We start from the raw sequence: 18,816 nt of genomic DNA on the forward strand, positions 1-18,816 counted from the left end.
ACGCTACTTCCTTAACGTGGCGTTGAACCTTTGTTCCAGCGAGGCGACGATATTCTGCGTAGTCGCGTTCACCTCGTCATCGTTAAGAGTGCGTGATGGATGCTGCCAGGTCAAGCCAACGGCCAAGCTTTTTCTAAGCGGATCAATGCCTTTACCGTGGTAGACGTCAAACAACCTGAGATCCGTCAGCCATTCGCCCGCCGTTTCACGGATATTTGCCAGCACGAACTCGGCCGGAGTCTCCAGATCGACGATCAGGGCCAGGTCACGGCGCACTTCGGGGAAGCGCGACAGTTCGCTGAATTTCGGCAGTCGGCCCTTGGCCACTTCGGCCAGTACCAGCTCGAAGAGGTAGACCGGGCGATCCAGGTCCAACGCCTTGGCCAGCTCCGGGTGCAGCGCGCCCAGGTAGCCAACCAGCACGCCGTCACGCTCGATCTTGGCGGTCTGGCCTGGATGCAGTGCCGGGTGTTCCGCCGGGGAGAAGGTGAAGGTCTCGATGGCGCCGGCGTTACCCAACAGCGCTTCGACGTCGGCTTTCACGTCGAAGAAGTCGACGTTCTCGCGACCATTCGCCCATCCTTCTGGCTGACGGGCACCGCAGACAACGCCGGCGAGCATGTTTTCCTGCACCAGCCCTTCCAGTTGACCAACGAAGCGCAGGCCACTTTCGAACAGGCGCACGCGGGTCTGCTGACGGTTCAGGTTGTGCTGCAAGGACTTCACCAGACCTGGCCAGAGCGAGGTGCGCATGGCGGCCATGTCGGCGGAGATCGGGTTGGCCAGCATCAGCGGCTCGACACCAGGGTGGAACAGCTGGAACAGCTTGGGATCGATGAAGCTGTAGGTGATGGCCTCCTGGTAGTCACGGGCGACCAGCAGGCGGCGCAGCGCGGGCAGCTCGGCCTGGGACTCGGACTTGGTGTTCGGCGCCAAGCGCGCCTGCGGGTAGCGAACCGGCAGACGGTTGTAGCCGTATAGGCGACCCAGCTCTTCGATCAGATCGACCTCAATGGAGACGTCGAAGCGATGGCTTGGCACACCAACGGTCCAGGCATCGGCACCGGCTTTCTGGACATCGAACTCCAGGGCGGTGAGCAGACGCTCGATTTCGGCGTTTTCCAGGGTCATGCCCAGCATCTGGGTAACGCGCTCGGCACGCAGGGTGACCGGAGCGACCTTGGGCAGATCGGCCTCGCTGACGGCTTCCACGATCGGGCCAGCTTCGCCGCCGACGATCTGCAACAGCAACTCGGTAGCACGCTCCATGGCGCGACGAGCCAGCTGCGAGTCCACGCCACGCTCGAAGCGGTGGGAGGCATCGGTGTGCAGGCCGTAGGAACGAGCCTTGCCAGCAACGGCAATGTTGTCGAAGAAGGCGCTTTCGAGGAACAGGTCGCGTGTCTTGGCGCTGACGCCGCTGTGCTCGCCACCCATCACGCCGGCGATGGCCAGGGCGCGTTCGTGATCGGCAATCACCAGGGTGTCAGCACGCAGGGTGACTTCCTGGCCGTCGAGCAGGACGAGCTTCTCGCCCTCCTCCGCCATGCGTACGCGTACGCCGCCCTTGATCTCGTCGAGATCGAAGGCATGCATTGGCTGGCCCAGTTCGATCATCACGTAGTTGGTGATGTCTACGGCGGCGTCGATGCTGCGGATGTCGGAACGGCGCAGGCGCTCGACCATCCACAGTGGGGTCGGCTTGCTCAGGTCGACGTTGCGGACGACGCGACCGAGGTAGCGCGGGCAGGCCTTGGGAGCCAGCAGCTCAACGCTGCGCACTTCATCGATCTGCGGAGAAACGGCGCTGACCACTACCGGCTTGACCTCGGCGCCATAAAGCGCGCCGACTTCGCGAGCCAGGCCGGTCAGGGACAGGCAGTCGCCGCGGTTCGGGGTCAGACCAATCTCGATGGAGGCGTCGTCCAGTTCGAGGTAGTCGCGGACGTTGGCGCCCACCGGCGCATCCGCGGCGAGCTCCATCAGGCCGGCGTTTTCTTCGCTGATTTCCAGCTCCTTGGCCGAGCAGAGCATGCCGTTGGATTCAACGCCGCGCAGCTTGGCCTTCTTGATCTTGAAGTCGCCCGGCAGCTCGGCGCCGATCATGGCGAAGGGGATCTTCAGGCCTGGGCGCACGTTGGGCGCGCCGCAGACGACCTGGAAGGTCTCCGAACCGTTGCTGACCTGGCAGACGCGCAACTTGTCGGCGTCCGGGTGTTGTTCGGTCGACAGCACTTCGCCCACGACCACACCACTGAACTGACCGGCGACCGGGATCACGGCGTCGACCTCGAGGCCGGCCATGGACAGACGAGCTACCAGCTCGTCACGGGATACCTGCGGGTTTACCCAGCTCCGCAGCCACTGTTCACTGAATTTCATCCTGTTCTCCTAAATGCGTTGACGGTCGTGCGGGCTAGCGGAACTGGCCGAGGAACCGCAGATCGTTGTCGAAGAACAGGCGCAAGTCGTTCACGCCATAGCGCAGCATGGCCAGGCGCTCGATACCCATGCCGAAGGCGAAGCCCTGGTACTTCTCGGGATCGATGCCAGACATGCGCAGCACGTCGGGGTGGACCATGCCGCAACCCATGACTTCCAGCCAGCCAGTCTGTTTGCAGACACGGCAGCCTTTGCCGCTGCAAAGCACGCACTGGATGTCGACTTCCGCCGAAGGCTCGGTGAAGGGGAAGAAGGACGGACGGAAGCGGACGGAGAATTCTTTCTCGAAGAAGGCGCGGAGGAATTCTTCGATGGTGCCCTTGAGGTCGGCGAAGCTGACATCTTCATCGACCAGTAGACCTTCGACCTGGTGGAACATGGGCGAATGGGTCAGGTCGGAGTCGCAGCGGTAGACGCGGCCCGGGCAGACAATGCGAATCGGCGGCTTCTGGTTTTCCATGGTGCGGACCTGTACCGGCGAGGTATGGGTGCGCAGCAGCATGTTCGCATTGAAGTAGAAGGTGTCGTGCATGGCACGAGCCGGGTGGTGGCCCGGAATATTGAGCGCTTCGAAGTTGTGGTAGTCGTCTTCGACTTCCGGACCCTCGGCCACTTCATAGCCGATGCGGGTGAAGCACTGCTCGATGCGTTCCTTGGTGCGGGTGACCGGATGCAGGCCACCGGAGGACTGGCCACGGCCCGGCAGGGTCACGTCGATACGCTCGGCTGCCAGCTTGGCGGCGAGGGCGGCGCCCTCCAGCTCGGCCTTGCGGGCGTTCAGCACATCCTGAATCTTTTCCTTGGCAACGTTGATCAGCGCGCCGACCTTGGGGCGCTCTTCGGCCGGCAGGTCGCCCAGAGTCTTCATGACCTGGGTCAGCTCGCCTTTCTTGCCGAGGTAGTGAACCCGGATCTGCTCCAGGGCGTTGACGTCTTCGGTGTTTCGCACGGCGTCCAGGGCCTGCGAAACCAGCGCGTCCAGGTTTTCCATGTACCAACTCCAGATACAAAATAGGGGAAGAGCGGTAAGGCTCTTCCCCTATCGGTGACGTTACGTCCGGACCGAGATCCGGTAACTGTCGTGGGGCTTAAGCCAGGCTGGCCTTCGCTTTCTCGACAATCGCGGTAAACGCCGCTTTTTCGTTCACAGCCAGATCGGCCAATACCTTACGGTCGATCTCAATGGCCGCCTTTTTCAGGCCAGCGATCAGACGGCTGTAGGACAGACCGTTCTGACGAGCACCAGCGTTGATACGGGCGATCCACAGGGCGCGGAACTGACGCTTGCGCTGACGACGGTCGCGGTAGGCGTATTGGCCTGCTTTGATTACCGCCTGCTTGGCAACACGGAACACGCGCGAGCGCGCGCCGTAGTAGCCTTTTGCGAGCTTCAGAATCTTTTTGTGACGACGACGGGCAATTACGCCACGCTTAACACGAGCCATTTATTTATCCTCTACCAGAAATCAACGCAGACGCAGGGAGCGCGCTACACGGCGAACGTCGGAAGCAGCGAGCATCGAAGTGCCGCGCAGCTGACGCTTACGCTTGGTGGTCATTTTGGTCAGGATGTGGCTCTTGAAAGCGTGCTTGTGCTTGATGCCACCAGCAGTCACTTTGAAGCGCTTTTTGGCGCCACTCTTGGTTTTCATCTTAGGCATGTTTAGTACTCCGCATTCGTTAACAACTGATAACCATCAGGCCTGCCAGTGCCCGGGAGGTTATTTACGCTTCTTGGGAGCGATGACCATCATCAGCTGGCGTCCTTCCAGCTTAGGATGCTGTTCCACGGTGCCAATCTCGGCGAGGTCGTTTTCGACTCGCTTCAGCAGCTCCATGCCCAGCTCCTGGTGGGCCATCTCACGACCACGGAATCGAAGCGATACCTTGGCCTTGTCCCCTTCATTAAGGAAACGTACCAGGTTGCGTAGTTTTACCTGGTAATCCCCTTCTTCCGTCCCTGGACGAAACTTGATTTCTTTGATCTGTTGCTGGTGCTGGTTTTTCTTCGCAGCAGCGGCTTGCTTCTTCTTCTCGAAGAGGTGCTTGCCGTAGTCCATGATGCGGCAGACAGGAGGCACCGCATCAGCAGAAATTTCCACCAGGTCCAGCTTGGCCTCGTCGGCTAGACGGAGGGCCTCATCGAGGGAGACCACGCCAATCTGTTGACCGTCGGCACCAATCAGACGCACCTCACGGGCGGTGATGTTTTCGTTGATCGGTGGTTTCGGGAGAGCCCGCTTATCCTGTCTCATTTCACGCTTAATAATGATTACTCCGAGTCTTGGCGACCACGCCGGGAAACCGCCTGAGCGAGAAGCTCCGCGAACTGGGCGACCGGCATCGAGCCGAGGTCTGCCCCTTCGCGCGTACGTACGGCGACGGCCTGCGATTCAACTTCCCTATCACCGATAACCAGCAGATAGGGAACCTTGAGCAAAGTATGCTCGCGGATTTTAAAGCCAATTTTCTCGTTTCTCAAGTCAGACTTGGCACGGAATCCGCTTTGCTCGAGCTGACGCACCACTTCTTCGGCCCATTCGCCCTGCTTGTCAGTGATATTCATCACCACCGCCTGGGTCGGTGCGAGCCAGGCCGGGAACAGGCCGGCGTAGTGCTCGATGAGCATGCCGATGAAGCGCTCGAACGAGCCGAGGATCGCACGGTGCAGCATGACCGGACGGGTACGGCTGTTATCTTCGGCGATATAGCTGGCATCCAGACGCTCCGGCAGGTTCGGATCGTACTGAAGGGTGCCGCACTGCCAGTTACGGCCAAGGCAGTCCTTCAGGGTGAACTCGATCTTCGGACCGTAGAAGGCACCTTCGCCCGGCTGGTATTCCCACTCCAGGCCGGATTCGTTCAGAGCATCGGCCAGAGCACTTTCGGCCCGATCCCACAGCTCTTCGGAACCGACTCGCTTGGCCGGACGGGTGGACAGCTTCATGGAGACATCGCTGAAACCGAAGTCCGAATAGACCTGCAGGGTCAGCTTGATGAAATCGGCCGCTTCCTTCTTTACCTGCTCTTCGGTGCAGAAGATGTGTGCATCGTCCTGGGTGAAGCCACGTACACGCATGATGCCGTGCAGCGCGCCGGACGGCTCGTTGCGGTGGCACGCACCAAACTCGGCGAGACGCAGCGGCAGGTCGCGGTAGGACTTCAGGCCCTGGTTGAAGATCTGCACATGGCATGGGCAGTTCATCGGCTTGACGGCGAAGTCGCGGCTTTCCGACGAAGTGGTGAACATGTTCTCGGCGTAGTTGGTCCAGTGGCCGGAGCGCTCCCAGAGGATGCGGTCGACGACCTGCGGGGTACGGACTTCCACGTAACCGTGGTCGCGCTGCACTTTGCGCATGTACTGCTCGAGCACCTGATAGACGGTCCAGCCGTTCGGGTGCCAGAAGACCATGCCCGGCGCTTCTTCCTGGAGATGGAAGAGGTCGAGCTGCTTGCCGATACGGCGGTGATCGCGCTTTTCGGCTTCTTCGATGCGCTGGATGTAGGCAGCCAGCTGCTTCTTGTCCGCCCAGGCGGTGCCATAGACGCGCTGCAGCTGCTCGTTCTTCGAGTCGCCACGCCAGTAGGCGCCGGAAATCTTGGTCAGCTTGAAGGCCTTCAGGAAACGGGTGTTCGGCACGTGCGGGCCGCGGCACATATCCACGTATTCCTCGTGGAAGTACAGGCCCATGGCCTTCTCATCCGGCATGTCGTCGATGAGGCGCAGCTTGTACTCCTCACCACGAGCCTTGAAGGTCTCGATGACTTCGGCACGCGGCGTCATCTTCTTGATGACGTCGTAGTCCTTCTCGATCAGCTCGGCCATGCGCTTTTCGATGGCGGCCATGTCTTCCGGCGTAAAGGGACGCTCGAAGGCGATGTCGTAATAGAAGCCTTCGTCGATCACCGGGCCGATGACCATCCTGGCGGTCGGATACAGCTGCTTGACCGCATGGCCCACCAGGTGAGCGCAGGAGTGGCGGATGATTTCCAGCCCGTCCTCGTCCTTCGGGGTAATGATCTGCAGGGTCGCGTCGCTGTCGATGATGTCGCAGGCATCGACCAGACGGCCGTTGACCTTGCCGGCCAGGGTGGCTTTCGCCAGGCCCGCGCCAATGGATTGCGCCACCTCGGTCACGCTGACCGGATGATCGAAGGAACGCTGACTACCGTCGGGAAGAGTAATGATGGGCATGGCGCCTCCTCTCCTAGTGGTGACCCCTACGAAAGGCCACATGGGTTGGGATGTGCCAGTAAGCGTCGCCCGCCGGGCAAGCCTGCCCCACAGTGGCAGGCGCCTTGTCGGCACCCTGCGCTTTCGCGCGCGGACGTAGATCACTGGAAGAAATCGAAAACCTGATCGCAAACAATAGCGGACAGGGCGCTGGATGTTACTGCAAGTTGCGCAAGCTGACGAGCGCAGAGCCTGACTTCGCTCAGTACTGATCGACAAATTCCAGCACAGCGCGATTGAAGGACGCCGGACGGATCACATTCATGCCATGGGAAGCGCCGGGAATCGTCACCAAGCGCGCATCCGCAAGGACCATTTGCAGCGCCTGGAGGATTCGCGGAAACGGCTCCGGACTTCTGGCTCCGCCGATCAGCAATACTGGCAACTGCAACTGCGATATCGACTCTCGATTGATAGGCGCAGGATGATCGGTAACCTGCCCAACCAAGGTCATGGCATTGGCCGTCGCCATCTCACGAAACTGCCGAGATGACCTCGACCAGACTCCCGCCCCACTGACAGTATCGACAAAGAGTTGCAACCCTCCTTCAACATCTCCCTCGCGAATCATGCCAAGCGCCTGCTGGCGAAACTGATTGCGTTCAACGGGAGATACTGGCGCCTCAATATTTGCTCCAGTGAAGACATTGTCGGCGAAGTCTCCGCCTGGATCAGCAAGCGCCAAAGTGAGCAATTTATGCGGGGCCATCAGCGCCACTCGCAAACAGATGTTGCCGCCCCGCGAATGCCCCAGCAGATGGACCGGCTCAGGTAACTGATCGATCAACGCGAGAAGATCATCAACATGCTGTTCCGTCGTAAAACCACTCCCCTGGCCGTCCCATTGTTCCGGGAAGTAATGGCGCAGGCTGGGCACGATCACGCGGCAGCGGGCAGACAACGCTTCGACCTGCGCCTGCCAGTAGCGGTAGTCGCAAAGCGACCCGTGCACCAGCAGCAGGGGCACGCCCTGCCCGGCAACCTGGCACGTCAGTTCATAGTCATTGACCCGATATTTCACAATCTCGAAATTCATCCAGCACTCACAGGCAACGCACCACAATAAAGCACACAGAGTCTGCAGGGATTATCGAGCGGTAACGAAACCCAACCACGCCCTTTAGCCCGCGCATTATCCCCGATCACTCAATTAATCCACCAACCCTTCATCAGCCCATTACATTTAAAGTGTGTTTTCCCAATCGCAACAATTCATATATTCAGTTGACGCGAACAATCACCAGAACACAGAATCGCGCCGTACTAATCACCCAGCACACGGGAGCACCCAGATGTCCAAACTTGCGGAATTCCGCGAAGCCGAGCGCAAACTCCAGGAGCAACTCGCCCTGCTCGAGAAACTCAAGAGCGATGGCGGCCTGAAAAAGGAACTGGAGTTCAAGGATCAACTGCAAGCCTTGATGGACCAGTACGGCATGAACCTGCGCAATGTCATCGAGATTCTTGACCCGCAGACTTCCACCGAGCCCGCAGCTGCACAGCCGGCGCGCCGCACTCGCCAACTGAAGATCTACAAGAACCCGCACAATGGCGAGACCATCGAGACCAAGGGCGGCAACCACAAGACCCTGAAGGCCTGGAAACAACAGTACGGTGGCGACACCGTGGAATCCTGGCTGCAGTAAGCCCGACGTTCCGCGGAGCGCTCCCGCTCCGCGGAATTTCTCACCCACTCACAAGGAACTGACCGGCGGCTGTATAAAAACTAGCCATCGTTAGCAGAAATCCTTATAATCCCCCCCAGCGAAAACCAAACCCAAGGTCGCCCCTCCCAGCACTCCCTACCTGATCCAGGGCAGAAGCTGGGGTTCACAGGGCCACGGCCAGCGCATCCTCCGCATCGATTCCAGAGCACGCCAACCGTGCCAGGAAAGCTTGCCCGAGCGACCAGCGCCCCACGTCAAATCACCTGCAATCACCCAACACCGCAGACTGACGCGAACCGACCCCCAAGTTTCCAATCGCTGCCATATTCCGGTCATACGTTTTCTGCATTCTCAGATCGCAACCGGAGCTTTTGACGATTTCGACGGTCATAGGACCGTTACCTATTTGGAAAGACAAGACAATGAAAACCTCCCCGCAAATCCTGGAGGCGATTGGCACCCTCTCGGCGGCCTTCGCCCCTCTGAACTGCGTCATCCAGGCCAAGCGCAAGCATGGCTTCAGCTTCACCCTGGTCAACGAGCATGGCATCGCCAAGCACACCGAACGCCTCTACCCCCAGCAATACCAGGGCGAGGCGCCGCTGAACGCGGTGATCCAGCGAGTGCAAGCCACCATCGCAGCCTGAGCCCGGAATCGAAAAAAGCCCCGCATGAGCGGGGCTTTTGCTTTTCTGCCATCCATATAAAGGAAGAAGTCAGCGCAGACTGATGCCCGCCTTCACCGTCTCGATCTCCTGCAGCAACTCCGCATAGCGCTGCGCCGGCGCCGCATAGGTCAATGAATAGGCCGCACCATCACCCAGCGCCACCTGCACGGTCTGCTTGAGTACCTCAGTGCCGTTCTGACTGATCCCGCAATGCACCTCCAGACCTTCCAAGCCACCAAGCCTGGTATCCAGTGGCTTGCTGCACGCCGCCTGGAAGCCCTGCCGCATGAAGTCTTTCTGCAGCGCCTTGCGCATCTCGACGATGACATTCTCGGCACTGACCGTGACGCCGGAGCCGAGCCGACTGCGCGTGACCTCCATGACCAGATCCTGAGAACCGTCTTCCGCCAAGCGCACGCCGCGCTGACGAACCACCGGCGCGTCCACCGCCGCATCGGCCGGCGAGCGCGAGACTTCCCAGCCTTGCGGCCAGATCACCTGCATTTCCGCCAGAGCCGGCAACGGCACCAGCAGCGCACCGAACAACAACCAGGATCGCAGACCGACCATCACCACCTCCGACCACCACCAGGGGAAAACATAGCAGGCGCGTCATCGCCTCTGCAGAGAAGCTACTTTCCTGAAGGCAAACAAAAAGGGCGATCCTTTCGGATCGCCCTTTCTGAAATCGCCGAAGCGATTATGTTTGGTAGGCACAATTGGACTCGAACCAACGACCCCCACCATGTCAAGGTGGTGCTCTAACCAACTGAGCTATGTGCCTGTCGTGTGGGGCGCATTCTACGCGATCGTTTTCACCGGTCAAGCACTTTTTTCAGCTAAGCCACTGAAAAAGTGAATTTTTTTATGTTCGACCGTCCGTAAATTATTTTGCACGGGCACTAGCCGGCCAGATTCGACTCAGGTAGCATCCGCACATCTCGTAAAAAATAACAAACACAGGTGCATTATGCCGCACACTTCCTACCCCTCTTCCTATTACGCAGCTTCGGCCAACCCGGTCCCGGCCCGTCCTGAACTGCAGGGCGAGGTGGAAACCGATGTCTGCGTGATCGGCGCTGGCTACACCGGCCTGTCGACCGCCCTGTTCCTGCTGGAAAACGGCTTCAAGGTCACCGTACTGGAAGCCGCCAAGGTCGGCTTCGGCGCGTCGGGCCGTAACGGCGGCCAGATCGTCAACAGTTATAGCCGCGACATCGACGTCATCGAGCGCACCGTTGGCGCCAAGCAGGCCAAGCTGCTGGGCGACATGGCCTTCGAAGGCGGTCGCATCATTCGCGAGCGTATCGCCAAGTACAACATCCAGTGCGACCTGAAGGACGGCGGCGTGTTCGCGGCCCTCAGCGCCAAGCAGATGGGCCACCTGGAGTCGCAGAAAAAGCTGTGGGAGCGCTTCGGCCACACCCAGCTGGAACTGATGGACGCCAAACGCATCCGCGAAGTCGTGGGCACCGACAGCTATGTCGGCGGCATGCTCGACATGAGCGGCGGCCACATCCACCCGCTGAACCTCGCCCTGGGCGAAGCCGCGGCCGTGGAATCCCTGGGCGGCGTGATCCACGAGCAGTCACCAGCCGTGAAGATCGACCGTGGCGCCAACCCGGTCGTGCACACCCCGAAGGGTCGTGTGAAAGCCAAGTTCATCGTGGTAGCCGGTAACGCCTACCTCGGCGGCCTGGTACCGGAGCTGGCTTCCAAGTCCATGCCATGCGGCACCCAGGTGATCACTACCGAGCCGCTGAGCGCCGACCTGGCCAAGTCCCTGCTGCCGACCGACTATTGCGTCGAGGACTGCAACTACCTGCTCGACTACTACCGCCTGACCGGCGACAACCGCCTGATCTTCGGTGGCGGCGTGGTCTACGGTGCGCGCGATCCATCGAACATCGAGGCGATCATTCGTCCGAAGATGCTGAAGGTCTTCCCGCAGCTGAAGGACGTGAAGATCGACTTCGCCTGGACCGGCAACTTCCTGCTGACTCTCTCGCGTCTGCCGCAGGTTGGCCGCATCGGCGACAACATCTATTACTCCCAGGGCTGCTCGGGTCACGGCGTAACCTACACCCACCTGGCAGGCAAGCTGCTGGCCGAAGTCCTGCGTGGCCAGGCCGAGCGTTTCGACGCCTTCGCCACCCTGCCGCACTACCCCTTCCCGGGCGGCCGCATGTTCCAGGTGCCGTTCTCCGCGATCGGTGCCTGGTACTACACCATGCGCGACAAGCTGGGCATCTGACGACTCGCTTTACACCGCACGAAAAAACGGCGCCTCAGGGCGCCGTTTTCTTTTTCGGGAGCTTTTCCGGTGTCGATGTCGTATCGCTGCGTACCTGGGCGTGGCTCATCAGGGCGAAGATCAGACTACCGCCCACGATGTTGCCCACCAGCGTGGGCAAAGCGAAATCGATGACGAACGCCGCCAGCCCCACTTCCCCGGCGAACATCAGGTAGCCCACCTCGCAGGTGCCGACCACGATGTGACTGAAGCTGCCCAGCGCCATCAGGTAGGTGACCAGGAAGATGATCCACACCTTGGCGTTCTCCGCCGCCGGCACCAGCCAGACCATGGTGGCGATCATCCAGCCGGAAACGATGCCCTTGGAAAACATCTGCCAATGGTCGTTCTCCATGACCTCGCGGCCAATCTCCAGGAAAGCCTGATCCGCCTTGGTGTCGAAAATCGGCAGGTGCAGCATGCCGTAGGCGAACAGCAGCGCGCCGACGATGTTGCCCAGCAGCACCACCGACCACAGGCGCAGCAACTGGCCGAACTTCTCCAGGGTCGGCTCGCTCATCACCGGCAGTACCGCCGTCAAGGTGTTCTCGGTAAACAGTTGCTGGCGCGCGAGGATGATTGCCAGGAAGCCGACCGGATACCCAAGGCTGGTGGTGATCACCGCCATGTCGTGGTCCGGCAGACGCGCGCGAAACAGACCCATCGCCATCAGCGACAGGCCGATCGTCAACCCGGCCGCCAGCGCCGACCACCAGAGCGCCGCCAGGGTGCGCTCCAGTTCGTGATTGCCCTGCAAGCGGATGACTTCGTGCAGTACCAGTGCGCGGGGCGGCTGGCTCTTCTCGACTTTGCGACGCTCTTCGGCAGAAAGATCGTCCGCGGTATCACCGCCCGCCTTCGACTCCCCGGCCTGGGTGCGTGGTGCGGTCTTGCGCTTTGCGGCAGAGTCGCTGCCTTTGCTACGCGGCCGCGACTGGGCTGCGCCGCGAGCGGGCGGTTTTTCGATGGCCATGCGGAGCACCTCGCTGGGACAGTGCAGATTTAGGCTGCGACCGCTGCGCTTCGGTTCCGGAAATCTTGGGGTGCGCCGAACTCAGGAAGTCGGCTCGATCCGCAGCTGACGCCAGTCCGTGTCCAGATGGCCGAGGTAGACGCAGCCGTGCCCACGGGGAAAGAGAATGTGCTCGCGGCCGATCCCCGGCCCCTCAAGACGCAGCAGGCGCCCCCAGGGATGATGACTGACGCGCCCGCGCACGTCCTCGACCGCCCCGCCGCGCCACCAATGGATAGCGGCCTCGGCATCCTCGACACCTTCGGGCTGCACGATGCGCACAGGCTCATCACGCCAGCCGATCACCCGCTGCGGATCGAACCCCGCCTGCTGCGCAAGCGGCACCGGCACAATCCACAACGCGCCGTCGCGCTCTTCCAGCGACACGGCCAGCTCGCACCATTGCGGCTGCTCCAGCGCCCAGAGCAGGTCGCCATCGATCTCCAGCGAAGGCTCGGGCTGGGCCTGGATGCGGAACCCCGGGCAGACCAGCACTGCATCCCGGAGCGCAATGCGGACTTCGCTCACGCCTGAGCCTGCCGCAGGAATGGCCCGACCTTGTGCTCGAGAATCCGCACCAGCTCCGGTTGCAGGTAGTCGTAGTCATCGGGGATATCCAGGCATACCAGGTGCTTGCCGCGCATCGCCATGGGGAATCGGCGCAGCAGCGCCTGTCGCTGCCTGCGCTCCATCACGAACACCAGATCGGCCCACTCCAGTTGCTCGACGCCCAGCAGAACCTCCGCGTCCGGCGCCAGCCCGGCGGAGTCGGTCTCGACCTCCGGCCAGTTGGCGAAGACAGCTTCGGCAGTGGGACTGCGCAAGCGGTTGCGGCTACAGATGAACAAAGCGCGGCGCACTTCATCCTCCCTACGGCTGGCGCGCAAACGACAGCGGCGATTCTAGGGAAGATGGCGGATCAGGGCGACTTCTGTTTCGCTTTCTGCCGCTCGAGGAAATCCACCTTCCACTGCTCAACGCCCAGGTGCTCGGAGTCCAGGCTCGCCTCGACGCCATACTTGGCCTTGAGCGCGGCGACTTCCTTGGCATGGTCGACGAGGAAGCGGTCGAAGCGCTGGATCAGTTCGCCCTGCTTCACGGTAGACAGGTGGAACGCGCTGCGGGTGTGCGGTAGCGAAGGATCGAACACCAGCGCGCCGGGCTTGGCGCGGATGTTGTCCAGGTAGTAAGTGGCGACCACCACGTTGAAGTAGGCGCCGTCGGCCTGCTTCTTCAGCGCGGTATGAACCATCTGCCGCAGGTCGGCGCTGGGCGCCAGGCTGATCTGCCCGGCCTGGATCGGCGCCTCGTAGCCCCGCGGCGTCCAACCCTCCACCAGCGCCAGCCGCTTCAGGGCGCCGATGCCCTGCCCCAGTCGCTCAGGCGCCACCAGCACGCCATCGACGTACTGCGTCACCGGCTGGCTATAGCGCAGGGTCTTGCCGGCCTTCTGCTCCGGAGCCCAGTCGGGGTTATCGGGATACTTGAGATCGACCTCGCCGGAAAGCAGCGCCGGCAGCAGCGCATCCACCGGCAGCGAACGGTACTCCAGGGTGATACCACTGGTGCTGGCGAACAGATCCAGCACATCGCGAGCGAAGCCCTGGTAATTGCCCTGGGCATCGGTGCTGTAGTGCGGAGCGAACGGGAGATTCTCGACGCCGACCACGTAGGTCTGCGCCACGACAGGAGCGGAAATGACGGGGAACAGGATGCTGGCGAGCGCCCAGCAGAAGGCCTTGAGCTTCAAACGACTCTCCTTGTGACGTGTTGTTGTTGTTCTATCGGGCAGGTCAGGCAACCCGCCGTGGCGGACTCAGCCGCCGGTCATGCTCATGAAGCGCAGCACCTGTACTTGCTGATCCGCTTCGAAGTGGTGACGTTCGGGCTTGAGCTGCAGCGCCTGCATCAGCGCTTCGCGCAGACGCACGCTGTCGCCGGGGTGTTCGCGCAACAGTTGGCGCAGGTCCAGCGCGCCTTCGTGGCCGAGGCAGAGCACCAGCTTGCCTTCGGCGGTCACCCGCACCCGATTGCAGTCGCCACAGAAGTTGTGGCTGTGCGGGGAGATGAAGCCGATGCGGCTGGCGTAACCGTCGATGCGGTAGTAACGCGAAGGCCCGCCGCTGCGTTCGGGCGTGGGCAGCAACTGCCAGCGCTCGGCGAGCTGCGCGCGGACTTCGTCGCTGCTGCACAGGGTCTGCTTGCGTTCGTGGCTGCTGACGCTGCCCAGGGGCATTTCTTCGATGAAGCTGATGTCGATGCCCTTGGCCAGGGCAAACTCCACCAGGTCACACACCTCATCGTCGTTGCGGTCCTTCTGCACCACGGCATTGAGCTTGATGCGATCGAAGCCGGCCTCCCTCGCAGCGTCGATGCCGTCGAGCACCTGCTCCAGCTTGTCGGAACGGGTGAAGGCGGCGAAGCGCTCGCGGCGCAGGGAGTCGAGGCTGATGTTCAGGCGGCGCACACCCGCCGCTCGCAGCTCGGCGGCGCGCTCGCGCAGTTGCGAGCCATTGGTGGTGATGGAAAGGTCTTCCAGTTCCGGCCGCGCGCCCAGCCTGGCCAGCAGCCCGGTCAGCCCCTTGCGCACCAGCGGCTCGCCGCCGGTGATGCGAATGCGCTTCACACCCAGGCCGATGAAGGCGTCGGCGACGGCTTCGAGCTCTTCCAGGCTCAATACCTGGTCGCGCGGCAAAAACTGCATGTCTTCGCTCATGCAGTAGGTGCAGCGGAAGTCGCAGCGGTCGGTGACCGACAGGCGCAGGTAGGTGATACGTCGACCGAAGGGGTCGACCAACTGGGAATCGGACATTGGGGTTCCGGATGGCAGGTGCCGAACGAAAGTGCGCTAGAAATACCGCAGAACCTTGCCGCTGTACACAGAAAACCGACCCGTGAGTCAGGAAAATGCGTACAGGCGCCTGAGTTGAGGGCTTCCAGAGCCCGGTGCTACCATGCCCGGCTTATATTTGGTGACCACGCAATACAAGAAAGAAGACCAGCCAATGACCAGCATTCGCGAGCGTAACCGGCGCCTGATCCTGCGCGCAGCCAGCGAGGAGTTCGCCGAGAAGGGGTTCGCGGCGACCAAGACCAGCGACATCGCCGCTCGCGCCGGGCTGCCCAAGCCCAACGTCTACTACTACTTCCAGTCCAAGGAAAACCTCTACCGCAGCGTGCTGGAAAGCGTGGTGGAGCCGTTGCTGCAGGCCTCTGCGCCGTTCCGCGAGGACGACGAGCCGAGCGAGGCGCTGCGCGCCTACATCCGCTCCAAGGTGAAGATTTCCCAGGAGCTGCCGCACGCGTCCAAGGTGTTCGCCAGCGAGCTGATGCACGGTGCGCCGCACCTGCCCAAGGAATACCTGGATGAACTGAACGCGCAGGCCCAACGCAACATCGCCTGTCTGCAGAGCTGGATCGACCGCGGCCTGCTGGCGCCGGTGGACCCGCACCACCTGCTGTTCACCATCTGGGCGGCAACGCAGACCTATGCCGATTTCGACTGGCAGATCTCCATGGTCACCGGCAAGACCAGCCTGAGCGATGCGGATTTCGAAGCGGCCACCGAGACCATCACCCGCCTGGTGCTGCGCGGCACCGCGCCGGACAACGGCAGCGAGCCGAAGGCTCAGGGGCGTTTGCGGCCGCTCTCGATCTAAGCGTTTTCAACCGTTGCAGCATGGGTATCGCTTCGCTCCACCCATCCTACTGGCACCCCGGAAACGCGTAGGAGCGAGCTTGCTCGCGAACCCGCTTTACACCTGATACATCCGGCGCATTTGGCGGTTCGCGAGCAAGCTCGCTCCTACAAATTCGGCCTGGCGCGCGACGAACGCGCGCCCTTCCCTATCTTCGATCAGCCCGCGTCCGCGACCAGACCCAGCGCCTGCACGCCACGGATCGCGCACTGCTCATCGATATCCGACACATCGCCGCTGATGCCGATGGCACCGATCACTTCATTGGCCGAATTGCGGATCAGCACGCCACCCGGCGCCGGCACGACGTTGCCCTGCGCCAGCGTATTCACCGCCGCAATGAATGACGGCCGCTGCTGAGCGTCCGCCGCCAGCACGCGCGACGACTTGCCCAGCGCCACCGCGCCCCACGCCTTGCCGATGGCGATCTGCGGGCGAAGCATGCTTGCGCCGTCCTCGCGCTGCAGGCTCAACAGATGCCCGCCAGCGTCCAGCACAGCGATGGTCAGCGGCGCAGTGGACAGCTCGCGGCTGGCCACCAGGGCGTGACGGGTGATGTCCAGTGCGGTTTCCAGGCTCAGGGTGGTCATGAGGTTTTCCTCTTCAAGGGTGATAAGCCGGGTCACGCTGTGCGCACCGATGAATGCTGCACACACGCGTATCAGAAATCTGTACGCAATCTAGTAGCCGAAGGTCTCACCCAAAGCAACTGAAAAGGACAATCTGCATCTATTTTTGTATACATTTTTTCAAACGATAGTTTGACCCTGCGTTCAGGTTTTCTACGAAACCAGCGCAGTAGAAGGCTTTCAGCGAAAAATGACCGCTCAGTCCCTCGTATACAACCCGTCTTGACCTCCGTTGAATTGCCTGCCTAGAATCGCCTCAACTTTTGTACACAATCAGTATAAGAACCGAGGAACAAAATATGGCCAGAATGAGAGCAATCGAGGCTGCCGTACTCGTCATGCGTCGCGAAGGTGTCGATACCGCCTTCGGCGTACCGGGCGCCGCCATCAACCCCATGTACGCGGCCATGAAGAAACTCGGTGGCATCGATCACGTCCTGGCCCGCCACGTGGAAGGCGCCTCGCACATGGCCGAGGGCTACACCCGCACCAACGCCGGCAACATCGGCGTGTGCATCGGCACCTCCGGCCCCGCCGGCACCGACATGGTCACCGGCCTGTACTCGGCTTCCGCCGACTCCATCCCGATCCTCTGCATCACCGGCCAGGCTCCCCGTGCGCGCATGCACAAGGAAGACTTCCAGGCCGTGGACATCACCAGCATCGTCAAGCCGGTCACCAAGTGGGCGACCACCGTGCTGGAGCCGGGCCAGGTGCCCTACGCCTTCCAGAAGGCCTTCTTCGAAATGCGCAGCGGCCGTCCCGGCCCGGTGCTGATCGACCTGCCGTTCGACGTGCAGATGGCCGAGATCGAATTCGACATCGACGCCTACGAGCCACTGGCGGTCAACAAGCCCAAGGCAACCCGCGCCCAGGCCGAAAAAGCCCTGGCCCTGCTCAATGACGCCGAGCGTCCGCTGATCTGCGCCGGCGGCGGCATCATCAACGCCGACGCATCCGACAAGCTGGTGGAATTCGCCGAGCTGACCGGCGTCCCGGTGGTCCCGACCCTGATGGGCTGGGGCACCATCCCCGACGATCACCCGCTGATGGCCGGCATGTGCGGCCTGCAGACCTCGCACCGCTACGGCAACGCCACCGTCCTGGAATCGGACATGGTGTTCGGCATCGGCAACCGCTGGGCCAACCGCCACACCGGTTCGGTCGACGTCTACACCGCTGGCCGCAAATTCGTCCACGTGGATATCGAACCGACGCAGATCGGCCGCGTATTCACCCCGGACCTGGGCATCGTCTCCGACGCCGGCTCCGCCCTGGACGTGTTCCTCGAAGTGGCCCGCGAATGGAAAGCCGCCGGCAAGCTGAAGGACCGCAGCGCCTGGGTCGAATCCTGCCGCGAGCGCAAGCGCACCATGCAGCGCAAGACCCACTTCGACAACGTGCCGGTCAAGCCGCAGCGCGTCTACGAAGAGATGAACGAGTTCTTCGGCAAGGACACCTGCTACGTCAGCACCATCGGTCTGTCGCAGATCGCCGGCGCGCAATTCCTGCACGTGTACAAGCCGCGCCACTGGATCAACTGCGGCCAGGCCGGCCCGCTGGGCTGGACCATTCCGGCAGCGCTGGGCGTGGTCAAGGCCGACCCGAGCCGCCAGGTCGTCGCACTGTCGGGCGACTATGACTTCCAGTTCATGATCGAAGAGCTGGCCGCCGGCGCGCAGTTCAACCTGCCGTACATCCACGTGCTGGTGAACAACTCCTACCTGGGCCTGATCCGCCAGGCACAGCGCGGCTTCGAGATCGACTACTGCGTGCAGCTGGCGTTCGAGAACGTCAACGCGCCGGAGCTCAACGGTTATGGCGTCGACCACGTCGCCGTGGTGGAAGGTCTGGGTTGCAAGGCGATCCGCGTATCCGACCCGAACCAGATCGGCGCGGCCTTTGCCCAGGCTCGCGAACTGATGCAGCAACACCGTGTACCGGTGGTGGTCGAGGTCATCCTGGAGCGTGTCACCAACATCTCCATGGGCACCGAGATCAACGCGGTCAACGAGTTCGAAGAGCTGGCGCTCAAGGGTATCGACGCCCCTACCGCCATCTCGCTGCTGGACTGATAGAACCGAACGACTCCTCCCTGCGGGGAGGAGCTGGGGGTGGACATTTCCTGGCGGGGAGTCCCCCACCCCCTGCTCTCTTTAGAAGAAGCCGAGCA

Annotated in this window: 19 protein-coding genes and 1 tRNA gene; 5 read left to right on the forward strand and 15 right to left on the reverse strand. The window is 61.8% G+C overall.

Features of this window, described 5'->3' with window-relative positions:
• Positions 1–3: 3 nt before the first annotated feature.
• From pheT to G4G71_RS23320, 7 genes are all read right to left on the reverse strand, one after another.
• Positions 4–2,382 (reverse strand): phenylalanine--tRNA ligase subunit beta, encoded by a 2,379-nt coding sequence (gene pheT / locus G4G71_RS23290; RefSeq protein ID WP_169940527.1) that lies wholly within the window; start codon positions 2,380–2,382, stop codon positions 4–6.
• 34 nt (positions 2,383–2,416) lie between these two features.
• Entirely contained in the window at positions 2,417–3,433 is a 1,017-nt protein-coding gene (pheS, locus tag G4G71_RS23295) for a phenylalanine--tRNA ligase subunit alpha (RefSeq protein WP_169940529.1), read from the reverse strand.
• Between the two features lie 97 nt (positions 3,434–3,530).
• Positions 3,531–3,887, reverse strand: a complete 357-nt coding sequence (gene rplT / locus G4G71_RS23300; RefSeq protein ID WP_003099086.1) for a 50S ribosomal protein L20 — start codon at positions 3,885–3,887, stop codon at positions 3,531–3,533.
• 21 nt (positions 3,888–3,908) lie between these two features.
• Positions 3,909–4,103, reverse strand: a complete 195-nt coding sequence (rpmI, locus tag G4G71_RS23305; protein ID WP_017516491.1) for a 50S ribosomal protein L35 — start codon at positions 4,101–4,103, stop codon at positions 3,909–3,911.
• Between the two features lie 60 nt (positions 4,104–4,163).
• On the reverse strand, positions 4,164–4,715 hold the full coding sequence (gene infC / locus G4G71_RS23310) for a translation initiation factor IF-3 (RefSeq protein ID WP_169942760.1): 552 nt from the start codon (positions 4,713–4,715) through the stop codon (positions 4,164–4,166).
• The gene (gene thrS, locus G4G71_RS23315; protein ID WP_169940531.1) at positions 4,715–6,637 is read right to left on the reverse strand and encodes a threonine--tRNA ligase; all 1,923 of its coding nucleotides are present in this window, start codon (positions 6,635–6,637) and stop codon (positions 4,715–4,717) included. Before thrS ends, infC begins: the two co-directional genes overlap by 1 nt.
• Before the next feature lie 241 nt (positions 6,638–6,878).
• A complete protein-coding gene (locus tag G4G71_RS23320; protein ID WP_169940533.1) occupies positions 6,879–7,712 on the reverse strand; it encodes an alpha/beta fold hydrolase in 834 nt (277 codons plus the stop codon).
• Between the two features lie 256 nt (positions 7,713–7,968).
• On the opposite strand from G4G71_RS23320, the gene G4G71_RS23325 reads away from it, so the two are divergent.
• Complete coding sequence (locus tag G4G71_RS23325) at positions 7,969–8,322, forward strand: histone-like nucleoid-structuring protein, MvaT/MvaU family (protein WP_024763161.1); 354 nt, start codon at positions 7,969–7,971, stop codon at positions 8,320–8,322.
• Positions 8,323–8,765: 443 nt separating this feature from the next.
• Complete coding sequence (locus tag G4G71_RS23330) at positions 8,766–8,990, forward strand: hypothetical protein (protein WP_017516486.1); 225 nt, start codon at positions 8,766–8,768, stop codon at positions 8,988–8,990.
• Positions 8,991–9,059: 69 nt separating this feature from the next.
• Here the strand turns inward: G4G71_RS23330 and G4G71_RS23335 are convergent, their stop codons facing one another.
• Both G4G71_RS23335 and G4G71_RS23340 read right to left on the reverse strand, forming a co-directional pair.
• The gene (locus tag G4G71_RS23335) at positions 9,060–9,581 is read right to left on the reverse strand and encodes a DUF4946 domain-containing protein (protein ID WP_169940535.1); all 522 of its coding nucleotides are present in this window, start codon (positions 9,579–9,581) and stop codon (positions 9,060–9,062) included.
• A 137-nt stretch (positions 9,582–9,718) separates the two neighbouring features.
• Positions 9,719–9,795, reverse strand: a tRNA-Val gene (locus G4G71_RS23340).
• Positions 9,796–9,981: 186 nt separating this feature from the next.
• Here G4G71_RS23340 and G4G71_RS23345 point away from each other — a divergent pair.
• Positions 9,982–11,265, forward strand: coding sequence for an NAD(P)/FAD-dependent oxidoreductase (locus G4G71_RS23345; RefSeq protein WP_045217794.1), 1,284 nt, complete (start codon positions 9,982–9,984; stop codon positions 11,263–11,265).
• Positions 11,266–11,299: 34 nt separating this feature from the next.
• Here G4G71_RS23345 and G4G71_RS23350 read toward each other — a convergent pair whose 3' ends face one another.
• From G4G71_RS23350 to moaA, 5 genes are all read right to left on the reverse strand, one after another.
• Entirely contained in the window at positions 11,300–12,277 is a 978-nt protein-coding gene (locus G4G71_RS23350) for a formate/nitrite transporter family protein (protein ID WP_169940537.1), read from the reverse strand.
• Between the two features lie 81 nt (positions 12,278–12,358).
• On the reverse strand, positions 12,359–12,844 hold the full coding sequence (locus tag G4G71_RS23355; RefSeq protein WP_169940539.1) for a hypothetical protein: 486 nt from the start codon (positions 12,842–12,844) through the stop codon (positions 12,359–12,361).
• On the reverse strand, positions 12,841–13,176 hold the full coding sequence (locus tag G4G71_RS23360) for a low molecular weight protein tyrosine phosphatase family protein (protein ID WP_169940540.1): 336 nt from the start codon (positions 13,174–13,176) through the stop codon (positions 12,841–12,843). The genes G4G71_RS23355 and G4G71_RS23360 overlap by 4 nt, the downstream gene beginning before the upstream one ends.
• A gap of 59 nt (positions 13,177–13,235) precedes the next feature.
• Positions 13,236–14,066 (reverse strand): substrate-binding periplasmic protein, encoded by an 831-nt coding sequence (locus G4G71_RS23365; protein WP_169940542.1) that lies wholly within the window; start codon positions 14,064–14,066, stop codon positions 13,236–13,238.
• A gap of 66 nt (positions 14,067–14,132) precedes the next feature.
• The gene (gene moaA, locus G4G71_RS23370; RefSeq protein WP_169940544.1) at positions 14,133–15,128 is read right to left on the reverse strand and encodes a GTP 3',8-cyclase MoaA; all 996 of its coding nucleotides are present in this window, start codon (positions 15,126–15,128) and stop codon (positions 14,133–14,135) included.
• A 193-nt stretch (positions 15,129–15,321) separates the two neighbouring features.
• Here moaA and G4G71_RS23375 point away from each other — a divergent pair, with 193 nt between their 5' ends.
• Positions 15,322–15,975, forward strand: coding sequence for a TetR/AcrR family transcriptional regulator (locus G4G71_RS23375; protein WP_054911136.1), 654 nt, complete (start codon positions 15,322–15,324; stop codon positions 15,973–15,975).
• A 197-nt stretch (positions 15,976–16,172) separates the two neighbouring features.
• Here G4G71_RS23375 and G4G71_RS23380 read toward each other — a convergent pair whose 3' ends face one another.
• On the reverse strand, positions 16,173–16,604 hold the full coding sequence (locus G4G71_RS23380) for a GlcG/HbpS family heme-binding protein (protein ID WP_024763153.1): 432 nt from the start codon (positions 16,602–16,604) through the stop codon (positions 16,173–16,175).
• 338 nt (positions 16,605–16,942) lie between these two features.
• On the opposite strand from G4G71_RS23380, the gene gcl reads away from it, so the two are divergent.
• Positions 16,943–18,718: a glyoxylate carboligase gene (gene gcl / locus G4G71_RS23385; RefSeq protein ID WP_169940546.1), complete on the forward strand. Its 1,776-nt coding sequence runs from the start codon at positions 16,943–16,945 to the stop codon at positions 18,716–18,718.
• The last annotated feature ends 98 nt before the right edge of the window (positions 18,719–18,816 follow it).

This window comes from Pseudomonas multiresinivorans, assembly GCF_012971725.1.
GTDB classification, from domain to species: domain Bacteria; phylum Pseudomonadota; class Gammaproteobacteria; order Pseudomonadales; family Pseudomonadaceae; genus Pseudomonas; species Pseudomonas multiresinivorans.

Excerpts from the sequence above, each read along its gene's own strand:
- pheS (WP_169940529.1), bottom strand. The coding sequence starts at position 3,433 with ATGGAAAACCTGGACGCGCTGGTTTCGCAGGCCCTGGACGCCGTGCGA.
- thrS (WP_169940531.1), bottom strand. The coding sequence starts at position 6,637 with ATGCCCATCATTACTCTTCCCGACGGTAGTCAGCGTTCCTTCGATCAT.
- rpmI (WP_017516491.1), bottom strand. The coding sequence starts at position 4,103 with ATGCCTAAGATGAAAACCAAGAGTGGCGCCAAAAAGCGCTTCAAAGTG.
- pheT (WP_169940527.1), bottom strand. The coding sequence starts at position 2,382 with ATGAAATTCAGTGAACAGTGGCTGCGGAGCTGGGTAAACCCGCAGGTA.
- rplT (WP_003099086.1), bottom strand. The coding sequence starts at position 3,887 with ATGGCTCGTGTTAAGCGTGGCGTAATTGCCCGTCGTCGTCACAAAAAG.
- G4G71_RS23375 (WP_054911136.1), top strand. The coding sequence starts at position 15,322 with ATGACCAGCATTCGCGAGCGTAACCGGCGCCTGATCCTGCGCGCAGCC.
- G4G71_RS23320 (WP_169940533.1), bottom strand. The coding sequence starts at position 7,712 with ATGAATTTCGAGATTGTGAAATATCGGGTCAATGACTATGAACTGACG.
- G4G71_RS23330 (WP_017516486.1), top strand. The coding sequence starts at position 8,766 with ATGAAAACCTCCCCGCAAATCCTGGAGGCGATTGGCACCCTCTCGGCG.
- G4G71_RS23325 (WP_024763161.1), top strand. The coding sequence starts at position 7,969 with ATGTCCAAACTTGCGGAATTCCGCGAAGCCGAGCGCAAACTCCAGGAG.
- G4G71_RS23345 (WP_045217794.1), top strand. The coding sequence starts at position 9,982 with ATGCCGCACACTTCCTACCCCTCTTCCTATTACGCAGCTTCGGCCAAC.
- gcl (WP_169940546.1), top strand. The coding sequence starts at position 16,943 with ATGGCCAGAATGAGAGCAATCGAGGCTGCCGTACTCGTCATGCGTCGC.
- G4G71_RS23335 (WP_169940535.1), bottom strand. The coding sequence starts at position 9,581 with ATGGTCGGTCTGCGATCCTGGTTGTTGTTCGGTGCGCTGCTGGTGCCG.
- moaA (WP_169940544.1), bottom strand. The coding sequence starts at position 15,128 with ATGTCCGATTCCCAGTTGGTCGACCCCTTCGGTCGACGTATCACCTAC.
- G4G71_RS23380 (WP_024763153.1), bottom strand. The coding sequence starts at position 16,604 with ATGACCACCCTGAGCCTGGAAACCGCACTGGACATCACCCGTCACGCC.
- G4G71_RS23350 (WP_169940537.1), bottom strand. The coding sequence starts at position 12,277 with ATGGCCATCGAAAAACCGCCCGCTCGCGGCGCAGCCCAGTCGCGGCCG.